At 67.7% G+C, this 19,282-nt stretch carries 19 protein-coding genes; 9 read left to right on the top strand and 10 right to left on the bottom strand.

All coding sequences use genetic code 11. The features are described from left to right. Nucleotides 1-333 precede the first annotated feature (333 nt). From OHA05_RS18175 to dnaA, 5 genes are all read right to left on the bottom strand, one after another. Entirely contained in the window at nucleotides 334-879 is a 546-nt protein-coding gene (locus OHA05_RS18175) for a DUF721 domain-containing protein (RefSeq protein WP_313945305.1), read from the bottom strand. Then, nucleotides 876-2,039 (bottom strand): DNA replication/repair protein RecF, encoded by a 1,164-nt coding sequence (recF, locus tag OHA05_RS18170; RefSeq protein WP_328861159.1) that lies wholly within the window; start codon nucleotides 2,037-2,039, stop codon nucleotides 876-878. Before recF ends, OHA05_RS18175 begins: the two co-directional genes overlap by 4 nt. 30 nt (nucleotides 2,040-2,069) lie before the next feature. Next, complete coding sequence (gene gnd / locus OHA05_RS18165; RefSeq protein ID WP_313945307.1) at nucleotides 2,070-2,948, bottom strand: phosphogluconate dehydrogenase (NAD(+)-dependent, decarboxylating); 879 nt, start codon at nucleotides 2,946-2,948, stop codon at nucleotides 2,070-2,072. Nucleotides 2,949-3,075: 127 nt separating this feature from the next. Next, nucleotides 3,076-4,206 carry a DNA polymerase III subunit beta gene (gene dnaN / locus OHA05_RS18160; RefSeq protein WP_313945308.1) on the bottom strand — a complete coding sequence of 377 codons (1,131 nt, stop codon included), beginning with the start codon at nucleotides 4,204-4,206 and terminating at the stop codon, nucleotides 3,076-3,078. A gap of 839 nt (nucleotides 4,207-5,045) precedes the next feature. Then, on the bottom strand, nucleotides 5,046-6,854 hold the full coding sequence (gene dnaA / locus OHA05_RS18155) for a chromosomal replication initiator protein DnaA (RefSeq protein WP_313945309.1): 1,809 nt from the start codon (nucleotides 6,852-6,854) through the stop codon (nucleotides 5,046-5,048). A 359-nt stretch (nucleotides 6,855-7,213) separates the two neighbouring features. Between dnaA and rpmH the strand changes: the two genes are divergently transcribed. The 9 genes from rpmH (at nucleotide 7,214) to OHA05_RS18110 (ending at nucleotide 14,115) form a co-directional block, all read left to right on the top strand. Beyond that, nucleotides 7,214-7,351, top strand: coding sequence for a 50S ribosomal protein L34 (gene rpmH, locus OHA05_RS18150; RefSeq protein ID WP_010985740.1), 138 nt, complete (start codon nucleotides 7,214-7,216; stop codon nucleotides 7,349-7,351). Nucleotides 7,352-7,369: 18 nt separating this feature from the next. Continuing rightward, complete coding sequence (rnpA, locus tag OHA05_RS18145) at nucleotides 7,370-7,741, top strand: ribonuclease P protein component (RefSeq protein ID WP_313945310.1); 372 nt, start codon at nucleotides 7,370-7,372, stop codon at nucleotides 7,739-7,741. Beyond that, nucleotides 7,738-8,097, top strand: a complete 360-nt coding sequence (gene yidD / locus OHA05_RS18140) for a membrane protein insertion efficiency factor YidD (RefSeq protein ID WP_327682375.1) — start codon at nucleotides 7,738-7,740, stop codon at nucleotides 8,095-8,097. Before rnpA ends, yidD begins: the two co-directional genes overlap by 4 nt. A gap of 3 nt (nucleotides 8,098-8,100) precedes the next feature. Beyond that, complete coding sequence (yidC, locus tag OHA05_RS18135) at nucleotides 8,101-9,363, top strand: membrane protein insertase YidC (protein ID WP_328861158.1); 1,263 nt, start codon at nucleotides 8,101-8,103, stop codon at nucleotides 9,361-9,363. 18 nt (nucleotides 9,364-9,381) lie between these two features. Further along, the gene (locus OHA05_RS18130; protein ID WP_313945313.1) at nucleotides 9,382-9,894 is read left to right on the top strand and encodes a Jag family protein; all 513 of its coding nucleotides are present in this window, start codon (nucleotides 9,382-9,384) and stop codon (nucleotides 9,892-9,894) included. Nucleotides 9,895-10,008: 114 nt separating this feature from the next. After that, nucleotides 10,009-10,725: a 16S rRNA (guanine(527)-N(7))-methyltransferase RsmG gene (gene rsmG, locus OHA05_RS18125; protein ID WP_313945314.1), complete on the top strand. Its 717-nt coding sequence runs from the start codon at nucleotides 10,009-10,011 to the stop codon at nucleotides 10,723-10,725. Between the two features lie 293 nt (nucleotides 10,726-11,018). Beyond that, the gene (locus OHA05_RS18120) at nucleotides 11,019-12,095 is read left to right on the top strand and encodes a ParA family protein (protein WP_313945315.1); all 1,077 of its coding nucleotides are present in this window, start codon (nucleotides 11,019-11,021) and stop codon (nucleotides 12,093-12,095) included. Next, the gene (locus OHA05_RS18115) at nucleotides 12,092-13,189 is read left to right on the top strand and encodes a ParB/RepB/Spo0J family partition protein (RefSeq protein WP_313945316.1); all 1,098 of its coding nucleotides are present in this window, start codon (nucleotides 12,092-12,094) and stop codon (nucleotides 13,187-13,189) included. Before OHA05_RS18120 ends, OHA05_RS18115 begins: the two co-directional genes overlap by 4 nt. Nucleotides 13,190-13,497: 308 nt before the next feature. After that, nucleotides 13,498-14,115 carry a GNAT family N-acetyltransferase gene (locus tag OHA05_RS18110; protein WP_313945317.1) on the top strand — a complete coding sequence of 206 codons (618 nt, stop codon included), beginning with the start codon at nucleotides 13,498-13,500 and terminating at the stop codon, nucleotides 14,113-14,115. Nucleotides 14,116-14,202: 87 nt separating this feature from the next. Here the strand turns inward: OHA05_RS18110 and trxA are convergent, their stop codons facing one another. From trxA to OHA05_RS18085, 5 genes are all read right to left on the bottom strand, one after another. Continuing rightward, nucleotides 14,203-14,535, bottom strand: a complete 333-nt coding sequence (gene trxA, locus OHA05_RS18105) for a thioredoxin (RefSeq protein WP_313945318.1) — start codon at nucleotides 14,533-14,535, stop codon at nucleotides 14,203-14,205. Nucleotides 14,536-14,581: 46 nt separating this feature from the next. Continuing rightward, a complete protein-coding gene (trxB, locus tag OHA05_RS18100; protein WP_328861157.1) occupies nucleotides 14,582-15,556 on the bottom strand; it encodes a thioredoxin-disulfide reductase in 975 nt (324 codons plus the stop codon). 125 nt (nucleotides 15,557-15,681) lie between these two features. Further along, nucleotides 15,682-16,584, bottom strand: a complete 903-nt coding sequence (locus OHA05_RS18095) for an anti-sigma factor family protein (protein WP_328861156.1) — start codon at nucleotides 16,582-16,584, stop codon at nucleotides 15,682-15,684. Further along, a complete protein-coding gene (gene sigM / locus OHA05_RS18090; RefSeq protein ID WP_391843569.1) occupies nucleotides 16,581-17,297 on the bottom strand; it encodes an RNA polymerase sigma factor SigM in 717 nt (238 codons plus the stop codon). The genes OHA05_RS18095 and sigM overlap by 4 nt, the downstream gene beginning before the upstream one ends. A 190-nt stretch (nucleotides 17,298-17,487) precedes the next feature. Then, entirely contained in the window at nucleotides 17,488-19,206 is a 1,719-nt protein-coding gene (locus OHA05_RS18085) for a protein kinase family protein (RefSeq protein ID WP_328861155.1), read from the bottom strand. Nucleotides 19,207-19,282: the final 76 nt, after the last annotated feature.

The following is a 19,282-nucleotide window of genomic DNA, read 5'->3' as shown; positions in this document are numbered from 1 at the left end:
GTGAGGGACACCCGGGGCGATGCGGGTGATACAGGGGGGAAGTGAGGGGTCCGCTTGGGGCGGGATCGTGGGTCTCGGAGGCGGAATCCGGGTACGCGGTGACCCTCATGCGGGATGGTCCGCGGGGCCCGGTGTGACGCAGATCCCGCGGCTCCTCGATGCTCGCCTCGGAAGGACATGGGACAGGGACCCGGCGGTTCCGGTGCGGCGGCTCGAAGAACTCCGGAGGCTTCGGCTCCGGTACCTCGTTTCCGGGGTCAGGTCACCCGGTGGTCGCTGGGAGGCAGCGGTTCCGGGCGGCGAATGCCCGGGGTGCGGGAAATCCGCCCCGGCTCACCCGTACGTGTCCCCCGGGCCCACACTCCCCGGCGCCCGCAGCGGTCCGTACCCCTTGCGCGGCCCTCCGGGCCCCAGCACCTTGATCAGCCGGACGGTACCGTGCCCCAGGTCCTCGTTCAGGCGGGCCACCAGTCGTGGTGCCAGCAGCCGGAGCTGTGTCGCCCAGGCCGTCGAGTCGCACTGCACCGTCAGCACCCGCTCGTCGGGTTCCTCGTCGTACCGCAGCGGCACACAGTGATTCGCCAGGTCCTCGCCCACGATCTGCGGCCAGCGGCCCATCACCCCGCCCACAGCGGCAGGGGTCTCCCAGCCGCGCTCGGTGATCAGCCGGTTGATGGCCGAGCCCAGCGGCAGCGGGTCGCGGCCGTCCGCGCGCGCCCCGGAGCGCAGCCCGCCGCCCCGCCTGGCCTGCCGCTTCTCCTGCGCCGCCGCACCACGTGCCCGCGCCTGCTCCTTCGCGGCGCGCAGGGCGACCCGTGCCAGATCGACCCCGGACGTCTGGGGTTCCTGGGGGGTGTCGGCCGGAATCTCGTCGCTCATACCCGCTCCACCTCGCCGCCGGCCACGGCGTACCGAGCCCCGGCCAGCACCCCCGGCACATCGTCGTCGACGGCCGCCGTCACCAGGACCTGCTCGCCCGGAGCCACCAGTTCCGCCAGGCGCTCGCGCCGCTTCACATCCAGCTCGGCGAAGACGTCGTCCAGGACGAGCACGGGCTCGTTGCCCTCCGCGCGGAGCAGGTCGTACGAGGCCAGGCGCAGGGCCAGCGCATAGGACCAGGACTCTCCGTGGCTGGCGTACCCCTTTGCCGGCAGCTGCCCGAGCTTGAGCACCAGCTCGTCCCGGTGCGGCCCGACCAGCGTCACTCCCCGCTCGATCTCCTGCTTGCGCACCTCGCCGAGCGCGGCGATCAGCTGTGCGTACAGCTCGTCACGGCCGCTCGGCCCGTCGGCGGCTGCGCCCGCGGAGTCGCCCGCTCCGGATTCCGCCGCGGCGGCGGAGGAACGGTACTCCAGCGCCAAGGGCCCACCACCGGGGGCCAGAGCGTCGTACGCCTTGTCCGCGAGAGGCTGCAGTGCGGCGATCAGCTCGGCGCGCTGCGCCAGCAACTCCGCGCCCGCCCGCGCCAGATGCTGGTCCCAGACATCCAGTGTGGACAGGTCCATCCCGCGTCCGCCGTGCCGCCGTGCCATCGCCGCGGACTTCAGCAGGGTGTTGCGCTGCTTGAGCACCCGGTCGTAGTCCGAGCGGACCCCGGCCATCCGCGGCGAGCGCGCGGTGACGAGTTCGTCCAGGAAGCGGCGACGCTCGCCCGGGTCACCCTTCACGAGCGCGAGATCCTCCGGCGCAAACAGCACCGTGCGCACTATCCCCAGCACATCACGCGGTCTGACCTGCGATGACCTGTTGATACGCGCCCGGTTCGCCCGCCCCGGGTTGAGTTCGAGCTCGACCAGCTGGGAGCGCTCGCCCTGCGTGACGGCCGCGCGGATCACCGCACGCTCGGCACCCATACGCACCAGGGGGGCGTCCGACGAGACGCGGTGGCTGGCCAGCGTCGCCAGATAGCCGACCGCCTCGACGAGATTGGTCTTGCCCTGCCCGTTCGCCCCCACGAACGAGGTGACGCCCGGATCGAGCGGGACCTCGACCCGGGCGTACGAGCGGAAGTCGGCCAGCGACAAGTGCGTGACGTGCATGGATGTGCGCCGACCTCCCCCGGCTGGGACTTACTTGGTGTTCTCCACCGCGTGGCCGCCGAACTGGTTGCGCAGCGCGGCGATCATCTTCATCTGCGGGGAGTCGTCCTGCCGGGAGGCGAACCGGGCGAACAGCGACGCGGTGATCGCGGGCAGCGGCACGGCGTTGTCGATCGCGGCTTCCACAGTCCACCGGCCCTCGCCACTGTCCTGTGCATAACCCCGCAGCTTCTCCAAGTGCTCGTCGTCGTCGAGGGCGTTGACCGCCAGGTCGAGCAGCCACGAGCGGATGACGGTGCCCTCCTGCCAGGAGCGGAAGACCTCACGCACATCGGTGACCGAGTTGACCTTCTCGAGCAGCTCCCAGCCCTCGGCGTAGGCCTGCATCATGGCGTACTCGATGCCGTTGTGGACCATCTTGGCGAAGTGGCCGGCGCCGACCTTGCCCGCGTGGACGGAGCCGAAGTCGCCCTCGGGCTTGAGCGCGTCGAAGATCGGCTGGACCTTCGCCACGTTTTCGGCGGTTCCGCCGTACATCAGCGCGTAGCCGTTCTCCAGGCCCCAGACACCGCCGGAGACACCGCAGTCGACGAAGCCGATGTCCTTGAGGCCCAGCTCGACGGCGTGCTTCTCGTCGTCGGTCCAGCGCGAGTTGCCGCCGTCCACGACGACATCTCCGGGGGACAGCAGCTCGGCCAGCTCGTCGATGGTCGACTGGGTCGCGGCGCCCGCCGGGACCATGACCCACACGACCCGCGGTCCCTTCAGCTTCTCCACAAGTTCCTGCAGGCTGTGGACATCGGCGAGGTCCGCGTTGCGGTCGTAGCCGAGGACGGTGTGGCCCGCGCGGCGGATGCGCTCGCGCATGTTGCCGCCCATCTTGCCGAGGCCGACGAGACCGAGCTCCATCTGAAGTTCCTTTAGCGTTGTATGCCGATTCGTACCCGGCTCCGAGCCTACGCCCGCAGGGTCGGAGCAGCCCGGCAGGCCTGCTCGGAGAGTGAGCAGGCCCCGGAAGTGTCCACGCCCTGTGGGCTCAGCCGGAGAGCCGTACGGGCATGATCAGGTACTTGTACGCATCGTCCGCCTCGGCATCCACTGCCGGCCTGCCGCTCAGCAGCGCGGGCTTCGTGGACGTGGTGAACGACAGCTGGGCGACCGGCGAGTCGATCGCGCTCAGACCGTCGAGCAGGAAGGTCGGGTTGAAGGCGATCGAGATGTCGTCGCCCTCCAGCTGCGCGTCCACACGCTCCACAGCCTGTGCATCGTCGCTGGAGCCGGCCTCCAGGATCAGCACGCCCTGCTCGAAGCTGAGCCGGACCGGAGTGTTCCGCTCGGCCACCAGGGCCACACGCTTCACAGCCTCGACGAACGGCGCGGTCTCGATCACCGCGACGGAGTTGAACTCGGTCGGGAACAGCGTCCGGTACTTCGGCAGATCGCCTTCGAGGAGACGGGTGGTGGTGCGCCGTCCGGCACCCTCGAAACCGATCAGGCCCTCTCCGGCGCCGGAGCTGGAGAGCGCGAGCGTCACCGTGTCGCCACTGGTGAGTGCCTTGGCGGTGTCTAGGAGCGTCTTGGCGGGCACCAGGGCGACGGCGGACGCGTCCGGGTTCTCCGGCTTCCACAGGAACTCGCGGACCGCGAAGCGGTAGCGGTCGGTGGAGGCCAGGGTGACGGTGTCGCCCTCGATCTCGATCCGCACACCGGTGAGGACGGGCAGGGTGTCGTCGCGGCCGGCGGCGATGGCGACCTGCGCGGCGGCGGAGGCGAAGACCTCACCGGGCACGGTGCCGGTCGCGGTCGGCATCTGCGGCAGCGCCGGGTACTCCTCCACAGGCAGGGTGTGGAGTGTGAATCGCGAGGAGCCGCAGACCACGGTCGCTCGTACACCGTCTGTGGAAATCTCCACCGGGCGGTTGGGGAGGGCGCGGCAGATGTCGGCGAGCAGGCGGCCGGAGACGAGCACGGTGCCGTCCTCGTCGACCTCCGCCTCCACGGAGACCTTGGCCGAGACCTCGTAGTCGAAGCTCGAGAAGCTGAGGGCGCCGTCCTCGGCCTTCAGCAGAAGGCCGGCAAGTACGGGCGCCGGCGGACGGGCCGGGAGGCTCCGGGCCACCCAGGCCACCGCCTCCGCGAGTACATCGCGCTCAACCCGGATCTTCACCGGAACCGCCTCCTGCTGTTGCTGGCTCGCCCTTGCTGGCCTTCGTCGTCGGCTGTGTTGCCGGGGACCAGTCTGACGCACAGCACCGACAGTCGGTGCGGGTCGGGGTCAAGTCGTGGCGACCGGTGCGCCGGGCTCCTGGCTCGAGTTGTGCACAGGGCCCTCTTCGAAGCGAATTTCCCGGTAACTCTAAGTGGGAGTAGTAGTAGGGCCTGTGGAAACCGTGGATAACGTCGTTTTCCCAGGTCAGACCCACTTTTTTGTCCACCGTGCCTGTGGGCGGGACCGGTGGACAACCGGGGGTTTCTGTGGACACCGGAAAGTTCTGCACATCCGATGCACAGCCGGAGGGGACTTCTCCCCAGCGCTGTCCCCAGCTTTACCCACGTTCCCCACAGGCCAACCTGCCCCCTTGGTGTGACGGCTTTCACTCGACACGGTGAGAGGGCGTGTTTCGTTGCCGAACAGTGGACAGCGGTGTGGAGAAGCTGTGGGCAACACGGCGCAGCCTGTGGGTCGCCGGTGGACAACGTCGATCATGGCCTGTGGACGATTTCTGTGTCCACAGTCTGTGGAGCGCGGTTGGCCACAAATCCACAAGGCACTGACCTGCTGTGATGAAGTCTCAGCAACCGTACCTGTGGACGCAATCTGGACAACTTCCCGGTCCCCAGGCTGTGGACGGAAGATCTTCCCCAGATCTGTGGAGAACCCTTCCGCCCGGTCGCGTATTCGAACAGCCGGCGCCGCTCACTCCGGTCCGCGGCCGCGCGCAGCACAGCAGAACGCCCCGGGATCTGGTGTCCCGGGGCGTTGCGAAGGGGTGTCGAGCGGCCGCGTCAGCCGTTCTTGATGCGGTTGGTGAGCTCGGTGACCTGGTTGTAGATCGAGCGCCGCTCGGCCATCAGGGCACGGATCTTCCGGTCGGCATGCATCACGGTGGTGTGGTCACGGCCGCCGAACTGCGCGCCGATCTTCGGCAGCGACAGATCGGTGAGCTCCCGGCACAGGTACATGGCGATCTGCCGGGCCGTGACGAGCACCCGGCTGCGGGAGGAGCCGCAGAGGTCCTCCACCGTGAGACCGAAGTAGTCGGCGGTCGCGGCCATGATGGCGCTCGCGGTGATCTCCGGTGCCGAGTCCTCGCCGCCGGGGATCAGGTCCTTCAGCACGATCTCGGTGAGCCCGAGGTCCACCGGCTGCCGGTTCAGGGACGCGAAGGCCGTCACCCGGATCAGCGCACCCTCCAGCTCGCGGATGTTGCGCGAGATACGGGAGGCGATGAACTCCAGCACCTCCGGCGGAGCGTTGAGCTGCTCCTGGACAGCCTTCTTCCGGAGGATCGCGATCCGCGTCTCCAGCTCCGGGGGCTGCACATCCGTCGTCAGACCCCACTCGAAACGGTTCCGCAGCCGGTCCTCCAGCGTCATCAGCTGCTTGGGCGGCCGGTCCGAGGAGAGCACGATCTGCTTGTTCGCGTTGTGGAGCGTGTTGAAGGTGTGGAAGAACTCCTCCTGCGTCGACTCCTTGCTCGCGAGGAACTGGATGTCGTCGACCAGCAGGATGTCCACATCGCGGTAGCGCTTGCGGAAGGTGTCGCCCTTGCCGTCGCGGATCGAGTTGATGAACTCGTTGGTGAACTCCTCCGAGCTCACGTACCGCACCCGCGTCCCCGGATAGAGGCTGCGCGCGTAGTGCCCGATGGCGTGCAGCAGGTGCGTCTTGCCGAGGCCCGACTCCCCGTAGATGAAGAGCGGGTTGTACGCCTTCGCCGGGGCCTCGGCCACCGCGACGGCGGCCGCGTGCGCGAAGCGGTTCGACGCGCCGATGACGAAGGTGTCGAAGAGGTACTTCGGATTCAGCCGGGCATGCGGCTCACCGGGGCCGGGCGCCGGCGAGGGCTGTGCACCCAGCGGCCCGGGCGCGCCCTGAGAGACACCGCGGTGCGGCGACTGGGGCTCCATCTCACGGCGCTCCGGCCGCTGCTGCTCGTACTGCTGACGCTCCGGCGGCTGCGGCGACCGGTAGTCGCGCTGCGGCTGGTGGGGTCTGGTGGTGGCGTACGGATCGCGGTCCTGGAAGCCGCCGAGCCGCGGCTGCTGCCAGGACAGGTCCTCCTGCGTACGCGGCCAGGCCCCGGGCTCGGGCCGCTGCTGCTGATAGTCGGAGTCCTGTCGCTGCTGCTGGTACTCCTGCTCCTGCCGTTGCTGCTGGTACTCCGGATAGGCCGGACGGATCTCCGGCAGGCCGTCGTCGGAGGGCCGGTGGCCGTACCCCCGGTAGCGGTCGTCCTGGGGCTCGTCGTGATGCGGCCCCTGATAAAGGGGTGCCTGCGACTGCTGCGGCGCGGACGACTGCGACGGCGGGGGCTCCCCCGCGGAGTCGTCGACGGTGATCGCGATCCGGATGGGACGCCCGCACTCGCGGCTCAGGGTCTCGCTGATCAAGGGGGCGAGCCGGCCCTCGAGGACACGCTTGCCCCATTCATTGGGGACGGCGAGCAGTGCGGTGTCGGCGACCAGCGCGAGAGGCTGGCAGCGCTCGATCCACTGCTTGTCCTTGGACTCGATGCCCTGCTGGCCCTCTGCGAGGAGCTGCTCCAGCACTCGTGGCCACACTGCGGCAAGATCGGCAGGTACGTCAGCCACAAGGCACGCTCTCTCGCAGGTCCCACGAATGTGTGGTTCTCGGGACGGGATAGGAAGACAGGCAGGAAAGGAATAGGAGTTCCGCCAAGGTAGTCAGGGCGACCCGCGCGGTTCAAGTTGTTGTCCACAGCCTGTGCATAGTGTGGGCCACCCCGGGGCCGGTTTGACCGGATGGCGTAGCCGCGCGTACCGTGACCAGGTCGAGTTGTCGATGGCTGCTGCCGCCTGCCTCCGATGGGCAAAGATCACGGTCTGTGATCGTGAAGCGGTGCACTCGGGCGTATTGCGAGCTACTCGTGGGCGCACGGTGACAGCCAGGCGATGTCCCGCCATCCACGATCTTTAACTGGAGCCCCCGAGTGAGCAAGCGCACCTTCCAGCCGAACAACCGTCGTCGTGCCAAGACCCACGGCTTCCGTCTGCGCATGCGTACCCGTGCCGGCCGCGCGATTCTCGCGTCTCGCCGTGGCAAGGGTCGCGCCAGCCTGTCCGCCTGATCACTTACAGGTCATGACGTGCTGCCTACCGAGAATCGGCTGAGGCGGCGCGAGGACTTCGCGACCGCGGTACGCCGAGGACGCCGGGCCGGACGCCCGCTCCTCGTCGTCCATCTACGCAGCGGTGCAACGGACCCGCACGCGACGGGGGAGACAGCTCCCCCGACGTGTGCGGGTTTCGTCGTGAGCAAGGCAGTGGGCGGAGCGGTCGTACGCAACAAGGTCAAGCGTCGACTGCGGCACCTGATGCGCGATCGTCTCGCCGAGCTGCCCCCCGGTAGCCTGGTGGTCGTACGGGCGCTGCCCGGGGCGGGTGACGCCGACCAAGCACAGCTGGCCCGAGACCTGGACGCCGCTCTCGAGCGGTTGCTGGGAGGGGGCGCGCGATGAAGTACCCGCTGCTGGCCCTGATCAAGCTGTATCAGTGGACGATCAGCCCCATGCTGGGGCCCGTCTGCAGGTACTACCCGTCGTGTTCGCACTACGGATACACGGCCATCGACCGTCACGGTGCGATCAAGGGCACAGCACTGACCGCCTGGCGCATCCTGCGGTGCAATCCGTGGTCGCCGGGCGGAGTGGACCATGTGCCGCCACGCAAGCGTCCGCGGTGGCACGCCATGCTGCGTGATGCCTTGCGCGGCAGCAAGGGCGGGCAATCCGCCGCTGATGCGCCGTCCCGGGAGTCGGTCACCGACCTTCCGAGTCCGGCCGCAGAGACCTCGCCCAATGCTCAAGGAGCCTGATTAGTGGACACGATTGCCAGTATCTTCAGCTTTATCACCACGCCAGTTTCGTGGGTCATCGTCCAGTTCCACAGTCTCTACGGGGCGATCTTCGGCCCGGACACGGGCTGGGCCTGGGGGCTGTCGATCGTGTCGCTGGTGATCCTCATCCGGATCTGCCTGATCCCGCTGTTCGTCAAGCAGATCAAGGCGACGCGGAACATGCAGGCGCTCCAGCCCAAGATGAAGGCGATCCAGGAGCGCTACAAGAGCGACAAGCAGCGTCAGTCCGAAGAGATGATGAAGCTGTACAAGGAGACGGGTACGAACCCGCTCTCCTCGTGCCTTCCCATCCTGGCCCAGTCGCCGTTCTTCTTCGCGCTGTACCACGTGCTCAGCAAGATCGCCTCGGGCGACACGATCGGCGTTCTCAACCAGAGCCTGGTCGACAGTGCCAGGCAGGCCCACATCTTCGGTGCCCCGATCGCCGCGAAGTTCATGGACAGCCCTGAAAAGGTCGCTGCGCTCGACGCCACCCTGACTGACGTCCGGATCGTCACCGCGGTCATGATCGTGATGATGTCGGCGTCGCAGTTCTACACGCAGCGCCAGCTGATGCTGAAGAACGTCGACCTGACGGTGAAGACCCCGTACATGCAGCAGCAGAAGATGCTGATGTACATCTTCCCGGTCATCTTCGCCGTGATGGGCATCAACTTCCCCGTCGGTGTTCTCGTCTACTGGCTGACCACCAACGTGTGGACCATGGGCCAGCAGATGTTCGTCATCAACCAGAACCCCACCCCCGGCAGCAAGGCTCAGGACCACTATCTGCAGCGTGTGCTGAAGAGCGTCACCGCTTCGGGCGAGGTGAAGTCGCGCCGCAAGCGGAGCGTCATCCAGGCCATCGTCGCCAAGGGCACGGACCGCAACGACAACGAGCGCAAGTTCATCACCGGTCTGGCCAAGGCGGGCTTCGCAGCTCAGGCGGACGGCACGGTGACCAAGAGCGACGAAGCCGCGGTCGAGGCGGAGGGCGCCGGTGCCCAGCGGCGCCAGCAGCCCAAGCGGCAGACCAAGGCGAAGCGCTCGGCCGGCGCCACCCAGCCCGGTTCGGCCAAGAGCGTGGATGACGCGCCGGCCAAGCCGTCCTTGGAGAAGAACGCTCCGGAGGACGCCAAGCCGAACTCGGCCGGCAAGTCCCCCTCCGGGTCCGCGCGCCAGCAGCCCAAGTCCGGACAGCGCAAGGGCCAGCAGCGGCCCAAGCACCCGTCGTCCAAGAAGTAAGCAAGAAGGAGTCCATCCGTGACGGAAGGCACCATCCCCGCTGCCGTAGACAGTGGCGACACCCTGACCCGCCTCGAGCAGGAAGGGGAGATCGCTGCCGACTACCTCGAGGGTCTGCTCGACATCGCCGACCTTGACGGCGACATCGACATGGACGTCGAGGCCGACCGGGCCGCGGTCTCGATCATCAGCGACTCGAGCGGCCGGGATCTGCAGAAGCTCGTCGGCCGTGACGGGGAGGTCCTGGAAGCCCTTCAGGAGCTGACCCGGCTCGCCGTGCACCGCGAGACCGGTGACCGCAGCCGGCTGATGCTGGACATCGCGGGCTTCAGGGCCCGGAAGCGCACCGAGCTCGCCGAGCTCGGTGCCAAGGCCGCCGACGAGGTGAAGAGCTCCGGCGAGCCGGTCAAGCTCGACCCGATGACACCCTTCGAGCGCAAGGTCGTGCACGACGCGGTCGCGGCCGCGGGTCTGCGCAGCGAGTCCGAGGGCGAGGAGCCGCAGCGCTTCGTCGTCGTCCTCCCTGCCTGACCACCATTGTTTCCTCGGCCCCGTCTGTTTCGCAGACGGGGCCGATCTTTGTCAGCCTGATAGTCAGCCACCACGGTCCACATTGCGGCAGTGCGGTACGGAAGGACGGTCCCCGTGACGGAGGCAGCAGAGCTTCCTCAGGCTCCTGAGGAAGCGCGGGCGGTATTCGGCGACTTCTTCCCGGAAGCCGTGCGCTATGCGGAGCTGCTCGCCGACGCCGGCGTGAAGCGCGGCCTGATCGGTCCGCGCGAGGTTCCGCGGCTCTGGGAGCGGCACCTGCTGAACTGCGCTGTGCTCTCCGAGGTGGTCCCGCAGAACGTCACGGTCTGCGATGTCGGCTCCGGAGCAGGGCTCCCGGGTATCCCGCTCGCCCTGGTGCGCCCGGATCTGAAGATCACGCTCCTGGAACCTCTGCTGCGCAGGACGAACTTTCTCCAGGAAGTGGTCGAGCTGCTGGGGCTCGACCATGTGACCGTGGTGCGGGGGCGGGCGGAGGAGGTTCTGGGCTCGCTTCCTCCCGTCCATGTGGTCACGGCCCGTGCCGTGGCTCCGCTCGACCGGCTGGCCGGCTGGGGAGTCCCTCTGCTGCGTCCCTATGGGGAGATGCTGGCGCTCAAGGGCGACACCGCCGAGGAAGAGATCCAGGGAGCACGGGCGGCGCTGAGCAAGCTCGGCGTCGTGGAGACCTCAGTGCTGCATGTCGGCGAGGGCCATGTCGATCCGCTCTCCACCGTGGTGCGCGTGGAGGTCGGAGAGAGCCCCGGCGGGGTGCGTTTCGCGGCCAAGCGGGCGAAGGCGGCCCGGACGAGCCGCACTCGACGACGACGCTGATCCCCGTGCCGTGATCCAGCGGTTTCCTTCTGTCCGGTCCGTACTGTCTATGAGCGATGCTCCATACAAGCTTCCATACGTACGCATTTCGGAGTGTCGTGCGGATGTAGTCCTGCGGCGCGTGCATCGTGTTTCACGTGAAACGTCGCTCACTGCTGCAGGGAATCATCAGCCGCGGCCGAGCAGCCGCCCCCATTCGGAACCGTGCGCCCCTCGTAAGGGCTAGGGAGATGTCCACAGAGGTGGATTCCTCCACAGAACCACGGGCCTCGCTGGTTCACGACCCCGAAAGCATGGCAGGCTCTGTTCATCGCGAGTCTGAAGTCGAGGAGAGTGAATCCTTGCGGTCCGACGCCAACATCGCGGGACCGATGACCGATCCGGTCCCCGGTCCCCGTACTGAGTCGCCGGGGGACGATGTTTCACGTGAAACACCGCCCCCCATGGACGACACCCCCATCGGTCGAGCTGCCCAGCTGGCCGTGGAGGCGCTGGGGCGTGCCGGTGAAGGTCTGCCCCGACCTGACCAGACACGCGTCATGGTTGTCGCCAACCAGAAGGGCGGCGTGGGGAAGACCACTACCACGGTCAACCTCGCTGCCTCGCTCGCCCTGCACGGCGCGCGCGTCCTGGTGGTCGACCTGGATCCACAGGGCAACGCCTCCACGGCGCTGGGGATCGACCACCACGCCGAAGTCCCCTCCATCTATGACGTCCTGGTGGAGAGCAAGCCGCTCTCCGAGGTGGTCCAGCCCGTCCCGGACGTCGAAGGCCTCTTCTGCGCCCCAGCCACCATCGATCTCGCCGGTGCGGAGATCGAGTTGGTGTCGCTGGTGGCGCGGGAGAGCCGACTGCAACGGGCCATCCAGGCCTATGAGCAGCCACTGGACTACATCCTCATCGACTGCCCGCCCTCGCTCGGTCTGCTGACTGTCAATGCGCTGGTGGCCGGTGCGGAGGTGCTCATCCCCATCCAGTGCGAGTACTACGCACTGGAGGGCTTGGGGCAGTTGCTGAGAAACGTGGACCTTGTACGGGGGCATCTGAACCCCGCGCTGCACGTGTCGACGATTCTCCTCACCATGTACGACGGCCGAACCCGCCTTGCCTCCCAGGTGGCGGACGAGGTCCGTAGTCACTTCGGTGAAGAGGTGCTGCGGACGAGCATCCCCCGCTCGGTGCGTATCTCAGAGGCCCCGAGTTACGGCCAGACGGTGCTGACCTACGATCCGGGTTCCAGTGGTTCCCTGTCGTATCTGGAAGCAGCTCGTGAGATCGCACTCCGCGGTGTCGGTGTCCAGTACGACCCGCAGCACGCCCAGCTGGGCGGTCAGAACAGCCAGCAGAACATCTCGGAGGGCATCCAGTGAGTGAGCGACGTAGAGGATTGGGGCGTGGGCTCGGTGCGCTGATCCCTGCCGCTCCCCAGGAGAAGCAGGTGCCGCCCAGCGGGGCATCGAACTCTCCGGGGGCAGGTCCCGTACTGACCGCGGAGCGGGGTGTGGCGGCCGCCAAGGTGGCAACGCTGCCGTCGGCCGCCGTAGCGCCCGACGCGACGATGCCCGCAGCGGAGCCGGAAGCTGCGGTGGAGCCCGAGGAGTCGCTCAGCGCGCACTTCGCCGAACTGCCTCTCGACGCGATCACGCCCAACCCGCGTCAGCCTCGTGAGGTATTCGATGAGGATGCCCTGGCGGAGCTCGTCACCTCCATCAAGGAGGTCGGGCTTCTCCAGCCGGTGGTCGTGCGTCAGCTGGGAACCGAGCGGTACGAGCTCATCATGGGCGAGCGCCGCTGGAGGGCCTGCCGTGAGGCCGGTCTCGAGCGGATCCCCGCGATCGTCCGGCACACGGACGACGAGAAGCTTCTGCTGGACGCCCTCCTGGAGAACCTCCACCGTGCGCAGCTGAACCCGCTGGAAGAGGCTGCGGCCTACGACCAGCTGCTCAAGGACTTCAACTGCACGCACGACCAGCTGGCGGACCGGATCGGCCGGTCACGTCCGCAGGTGTCGAACACGCTGCGTCTGCTGCGGCTGTCGCCTCCCGTTCAGCGCAGGGTCGCAGCCGGCGTTCTCTCGGCCGGTCATGCACGGGCGCTGCTGTCGGTGGATGACTCCGACGAGCAGGACCGCCTCGCCCACCGCATCGTGGCCGAGGGGCTGTCGGTGCGCGCTGTCGAGGAGATCGTGACGCTGATCAACTCGAACCCGAAGAGTGCGGCCAAGCCAAAGAGTCCGCGAGCGGGGACCCGGCTCTCGCCGGCGCTCACCGATCTGGCTTCCCGGCTCTCCGACCGCTTCGAGACCCGCGTGAAGGTCGACCTGGGTCAGAAGAAGGGAAAGATCGTTGTCGAGTTCGCTTCGATAGACGATCTGGAGCGCATCCTCGGCACCCTCGCCCCGGGCGAGGGACGAGTCCTGGAGAAGGGCCTCACCGAGGATTCGGAGCAGGACGAAGAGGTCTGAGGGCTTCCTCGGTCCCCTGAAGGGCGGGCCGTGTCCGGGTGTTTCACCGGACACGGCCCGCCCTTTGCCATCTGGCGGTACCGATGTCAGGAACAGGTGGATACGATGCGTTCTGGTATAGGCGCATCCACCTTGATCCACCTCAGAGGAGGGCGAGGGACCGTGCGAACGGTTAGCCGTAGCCAACTGGTCACCGCAGGCCTGGGCCTGGGAGCAGTAGGAGGCTTCATCAGCAGCCTGCTCCATGAACGGAGCGCGCTGGCGGCCGCTCGTAGCGCCGCCGGAGAAGGAAGCGAGGAACAGCCTTCATGGGGCGTCGGCTCGTACCCCTCACGCTGGACAACCTTTCGGACCTACCCAAGCGATGCCGAGCGTGCGTCTTCTGGGAACTTGATCCGGTCAGCGGAGAAGCGGCAGTAAAGGCGGGCACGCCGGAGCTGGAGAAGGAAGCCTGGATCTCGGCGGTGCTGCTCGAATGGGGCTCGTGCGGCCGCGTGGTCTACGTCGACGACGTGCCCGTGGGGTTCGTCCTCTACGCACCGCCGGCGTATGTACCCCGGTCCACCGCCTTCCCCACGAGTCCGGTCTCGGCCGATGCCGTCCAGCTGATGACCGCCTGGATCAACCCGGGCTATCAGGGTCAGGGCCTCGGCAGGGTCATCGTGCAGACGGTGGCCAAGGATCTGCTGAGGCGAGGCTTCCGCGCAATCGAAGCATTCGGCGACGCGCGGTGGAAGGAGCCGGCCTGCGTGCTGCCGGCGGACCATCTGCTGGCCGTGGGCTTCAAGACAGTGCGACCGCATCCGACCAACCCGAGGCTGAGGCTGGAGCTGAGGACCACGCTGTCGTGGAAGGAAGACGTGGAGCTCGCACTCGACCGTCTCCTCGGCGCGGTCCAGAAGGAGCCGGCGTTGCGTCCCCTGTGATCGCGTCCTACGCCAATGGGCTCATCCCGGTGAGGGATGAGCCCATTCGTGTTTCACGTGAAACATCGACGCCGTGACCACTCGCCACTATTCGGCGATGAAGTTCTCCAGGTCGCGAACGATCGCGGCCTTCGGCTTGGCGCCGACGATGGTCTTGGCGACCTCACCGTTCTGGTACACGTTCAGCGTCGGGATGGACATGACGCCGTACTTGGCCGCGGTGGCCGGGTTCTCGTCGATGTTGAGCTTGACGACCTCGATCTTGTCACCGTGCTCGGCCGCGATCGCTTCGAGGGACGGCGCGATCTGGCGGCACGGTCCGCACCACGCGGCCCAGAAGTCCACGAGTACGGGCTTGTCGCTCTTGAGGACGTCCTCTTCGAAGGAGTCGTCGGTAACGTTCTTCAGGGCGCCGGCCACGGCGACCTCCTTACTTCTGCGGGGTGGAGGGGGAGATGGTTCAGGGTCAGACCGCGGGGGTCTTCTCCGGCTCGGAGACCTGCTCGCTGTCGGCGAGTGCCGCGAGGTAGCGCTCGGCGTCGAGAGCGGCCGAACAGCCGGTGCCGGCAGCCGTGATGGCCTGGCGGTAGGTGTGGTCGACGACGTCGCCGGCGCCGAACACGCCCGTGAGGTTGGTCCGCGTCGACGGAGCCTCGACCTTCAGGTAGCCCTCGTCGTCCAGGTCGAGCTGGCCCTTGAAGAGCTCCGTCCGGGGGTCGTGGCCCACGGCGATGAACAGTCCGGTCACCGCAAGCTCAGAGGTCTCGCCGGACTTGGTGTTGCGCAGGGTCAGACCGGAGAGCTTCTGGTCTCCGTGGATCTGCGCGATCTCGCTGTCCCAGGCGAAGGAGATCTTGGGGTCGGCGAAGGCGCGGTCCTGCATGGCCTTGGAGGCACGCAGCGTGTCACGGCGGTGGACGATGGTGACGGACTTGGCGAACCGGGAAAGGAAGGTCGCCTCCTCCATGGCGGTGTCGCCGCCGCCGATCACGGCGATGTCCTGGCCCTTGAAGAAGAACCCGTCACAGGTCGCACACCAGGAGACGCCGCGACCGGACAGCGCGTCCTCGTTCGGCAGGCCGAGCTTGCGGTGCTGCGAGCCGGTCGTGACGATGACGGCCTTCGCACGGTGGACGGTGCCGGCGGTGTCGGTGACAGTCTTGATGTCGCCCGTGAGGTCGACGTTCACGATGTCGTCCGGTACCAGCTCGGCGCCGAACCGCTCGGCCTGAGCGCGCATGTTGTCCATCAGGTCCGGGCCCATGATGCCGTCGCGGAAGCCGGGGAAGTTCTCCACATCGGTCGTGTTCATCAGCGCACCACCGGCGGTGACGGCACCCTCGAACACCAGCGGCTGCAGCGATGCGCGGGCGGTATACAGGGCTGCCGTGTAACCGGCCGGGCCAGAGCCAATGATGATCACGTTGCGGACGTCGCTCACGGCGTTTTTCCTCGTCTCTGCGGACTGCCTACTGCCTACTGGGCCGGGTCAATGACTCTCACCCCACCCAACGGATCCTAAGGGGCTGGCATTCCCAGGGTGGCCGCACGGCACGGTGGGGCGCGTCAGTGGCGAGGGTACGTGCTCGTCAGTAGGAGTTTTCCCGTGGAAGCGGGAGCGATGTCCACGCAGGCCGCGTCAATGACGTAGGCCTGAACCTGCTGCGTGTCAGAGACATGAGGGAGCACCACCAGGTAGGCGTTCTCCCCCTTGTACACGCCCTTCTCGACGGCGATGGGCGCGTCGGTCCGCCCCGTGCCCTTCTGAACGCAGGTCGGTACGGGTGCCGCGCTGCCCTTCCGGGTGCTGGGCGGCGGTGCGCTGTCGGCAGAGCCGAAGGACTCACTCTTGTCGATCTTTGTGTCGAGGGTGGGCGCTGCGGCCACCAGGTGCTGGACCTGGCGCTCGAGGTTCATGGCTGCGAAGTCCCGGCCGTCGCCGGCAGCAGAGCTGACGCTGGTCTCCTTGGATGCTCCGGCGTCGCCGGCGCCTCCCGGCGACATCGTCTGCATCAGCAGCACACTCACGCCGACAGCGGCCACGCTGACGATGGCGCCGAGCACAGCGGTGCGGCGGCGCCGTCCTTGCCGGGTGCGACCGGGACCGGTGGTGCCACGGGCGTGCCCCGCCGGGCGCTCGCTCGGGCGGGTGTCCTGCGAGCGGGCTGCGGTCGTTGTTTCACGTGAAACATGCTCGTGCTCTTCCGGCGCTGTGGAGTCCAGAAGCGCCTCGGCGGCCAGCGCCGCATCGATGCGGCCCGCGATGTCAGCGGGCATCCGTACGGGACCGGGAAGCGTGCCGAGCGTTTCGCGGATTTCTTGCAGTGAGGCGTGCACATCGGCGCACAGCTCACAGGCGTCCAGGTGCTGTCGCAGATCGGCACTGCGAGACGGTGACAGCAGGCCTTCCGTGAGATCGGAGATCTCCGAGACGTCCGGGTGCTGAGTCATGTCGGCCGTGGATGTCATGCGCGCCCACCTCCGCCCTTCACAGCAGCAGGGTCGGTTGTCGTCCCTGCATCCCTAAGTCCCGACGCCGGTGGGACGGATTTCCCTGGCGTCCGGTTCCTTCCCTCGTTGGACTCGTCGCTATCCCCGGCATCTGCGCGCAGATGGGTGAGCATGGGCAGCAGTCGTGCTCTCCCCCGAGCGCATCGACTTTTCACGGTGCCGGTCGGCACATCGAGGACACGGGCGGCCTCCGCGACCGGGTAGCCCTGCATATCGACCAGCACCAGAGCAGCTCGCTGATCGACAGGAAGCTTCGCGAGCGCCGCCAAGAGCTCGCGGTGCAGATCCTGTCGTTCTGCGGGCGCTTCCGCGGACTCATGGGGCTCAAGGAGCTGTTCCAGGCGCTCTGTATCGTCGACCGGCGACGTCTTGCGGGAGGCGGCCTTGCGAGCCCGGTCGAGACAGGCATTCACCGTGATGCGGTGGAGCCATGTGGTGACAGCGGACTGGCCGCGGAAGGTGTGGGCTGCCCGGAAGGCGGACACGAGAGCGTCCTGCACAGCGTCCGCGGCTTCCTCCCGGTCTCCCAGGGTGCGCAGGGCCACCGCCCAGAGCCGGTCACGATGCCGGCGTACGAGCTCACCAAAAGCCTCGGGGTCGCCCCCGACATGGCGGGCCAGCAGCTCCGAGTCACTGAGTGAGTTGGACGCCCCAGTCGTCACGGCCTCCACCCTCTGTCCGGTACCACCCTGCCTGTGGTCACGCTCGGTCGTGGCTCGGACTGTCTATCACGATTCGAGTCGCGAAGGTCATAGAGATGAAGAGCATAGAGCCGGGCCGATCCCCAGGGGTACGGGCCCGGCTCCCACATCGCTCGTCACGCCACGGCCAGCCGGCGCTGCCTGCCTCAATGACCGGCCCTCAGCGTCCGAGGAGCGTGATCTCAGAGATACCGCCCCGGAAGGAGGACGGGGAGCTGTCCGGAGCCAGTTCGGTGACGCGGACCAGCACATAACGAGTACTCGTCGGCTTGTCGAGCGTGGCCTTCACGTCCTTACCCGCCTTCTCCAGAGCGGTGAGACGTTCGGAGAAGTCCTCGAGCGACGAGGGGTCGGAGGCGTCCTCGCCGGCGGCGAGGACCTCGACCTTCTGGCCACTGCGGTACATGACGACCTCGATGCCGGCGACCTCCTGCACCTTGCCCAGGTCGACGATGATCCCGCTGCCCTGGCGGCGGAACGGGAGATTGCCGAAGTTCGCGGCGCCGTCGTATCGCGGCGTGATCCACGCTGTGTCGGGCTTGCCGTCGACGGCGTTGGGTGCGTCCGCCTCCTGTATGCCGCTGGAGCCGTTGGGCACGAACTCCGACGCGTCCTTGATCTCCAGCGGCTTGTCGGGTGCCTTCACCTTGTCGTCGTCACCCTCGCCGGGGTTCGTCTGGGTGTTGCCCGAGCCCTTGTCCTTGTCGATCAGCTTGTCCGCGATCTGCCAGCTGCCGAGGCCCAGTGCCGCAATCAGCAAGGCGGCCACGCCCCACTTGAGGACCCGACCCGTGCGGCTTTCGAGCGGTGCCGGTGGGACGGGCACCGATTGGGTGACTGCCGACCTGGCGTGGTTGCCCGGGCGGCCGTAGGAGCCCTGCTGGTACGTCGTCTGCTGATAGTCGGGGGACGCGGTGAAGGACGGCTCGGGCGGGCGGATGCGGGGCGTCGCGGCGACGGCCTTCGCGAGCTCGTCAGGCGTCGTGCACGGCGGCTCTTGGCGGGAAGCCGTGGCGCCGTCGTTGACCAGGGCGCGCATGGCGAGCTCCGAGAGTCCTCGGTGCACCCCCGCACGCACCTGGTCGGGCGCGACCAGGCCGACGCCCTTGGGCAGTCCGGAGAGCCCGTAGGCGTCGCTCTCGTACGGCCAGCGCTGTGTCAGGGCGGCGTAGAGCAGGGCGCCGATCGCTTCGGTGTCGGTGCGTTGCGGGCGCTCCGCCGTGATGCCCCGCAGGGCGGCGTTCACCGCGAGGCCACGGATGCGGTACTGCCCGGTCGAGCTCCGCAGGACCGCGCCGGGGGTGAGCTTCAGATGCGCGAGGCCCTCACGATGCGCCGCGGCCATGGCCTGGGAGAGCTGGTCGACGAGCTGATAGGCGTCGTGCGGTTCCATGGGCCCCATGGCGAGCAGAGCAGTGAGCTCTGTCGCGTCCGGAATCCATTCGTGGACGACGTATACGAGGTCGTTCTCCTCGACCGCGTCCAGCACCTGCACGAAGCGGGGATCGCCGAGCAGAGCCGAGGAACGGGCCGCTGCAAGGACCGAACGGGCCCGGGGATGGTCCGCGGGCAGCAGGTGGACTCCGACTGCACGGCGCAACTTCTCGTCGACAGCACGCCAGCTGCTGAAACCGTCCAGACGGGTGACGCACTCCTCGAGCCGGTAGCGTCTGGCGAGCTTGTGGCCACTGTGCAGCTCAGGCGTGGCGATGGTGGGCTCGGTGCCCTGCCCGTCGCTGCCTGTGTCCGGCGCGGACTTCTTCGCCGTGTCCTCGGTTTCAGCCGCCCCGTCGTTCGTGGCCTTCCCCGCCTGCGCGGACAGCGGATCATCTCCGCTGTTGTCAGCCACGTCGACGGCGGCCGTGCTACGTTCCGCCACCGTCGTTCCTGCCTCCCCATTCCGTTGCGCATAACCAACAGCCATGCCAATTGTGCCCACAGTCCGCCGCTATGCA

It is taken from the genome of Streptomyces sp. NBC_00306, from assembly GCF_036169555.1.
Taxonomy (GTDB): Bacteria; Actinomycetota; Actinomycetes; order Streptomycetales; family Streptomycetaceae; genus Streptomyces; species Streptomyces achmelvichensis.
The sequence above is the reverse complement of the archived record's forward strand: the minus strand, read 5'-3'. Positions and strand labels throughout refer to the sequence as shown.

Excerpts from the sequence above, each read along its gene's own strand:
- OHA05_RS18175 (WP_313945305.1), bottom strand. The coding sequence starts at position 879 with ATGAGCGACGAGATTCCGGCCGACACCCCCCAGGAACCCCAGACGTCC.
- OHA05_RS18120 (WP_313945315.1), top strand. The coding sequence starts at position 11,019 with ATGGCAGGCTCTGTTCATCGCGAGTCTGAAGTCGAGGAGAGTGAATCC.
- recF (WP_328861159.1), bottom strand. The coding sequence starts at position 2,039 with ATGCACGTCACGCACTTGTCGCTGGCCGACTTCCGCTCGTACGCCCGG.
- gnd (WP_313945307.1), bottom strand. The coding sequence starts at position 2,948 with ATGGAGCTCGGTCTCGTCGGCCTCGGCAAGATGGGCGGCAACATGCGC.
- OHA05_RS18095 (WP_328861156.1), bottom strand. The coding sequence starts at position 16,584 with ATGACATCCACGGCCGACATGACTCAGCACCCGGACGTCTCGGAGATC.
- OHA05_RS18110 (WP_313945317.1), top strand. The coding sequence starts at position 13,498 with ATGGGGCGTCGGCTCGTACCCCTCACGCTGGACAACCTTTCGGACCTA.
- yidD (WP_327682375.1), top strand. The coding sequence starts at position 7,738 with ATGAAGTACCCGCTGCTGGCCCTGATCAAGCTGTATCAGTGGACGATC.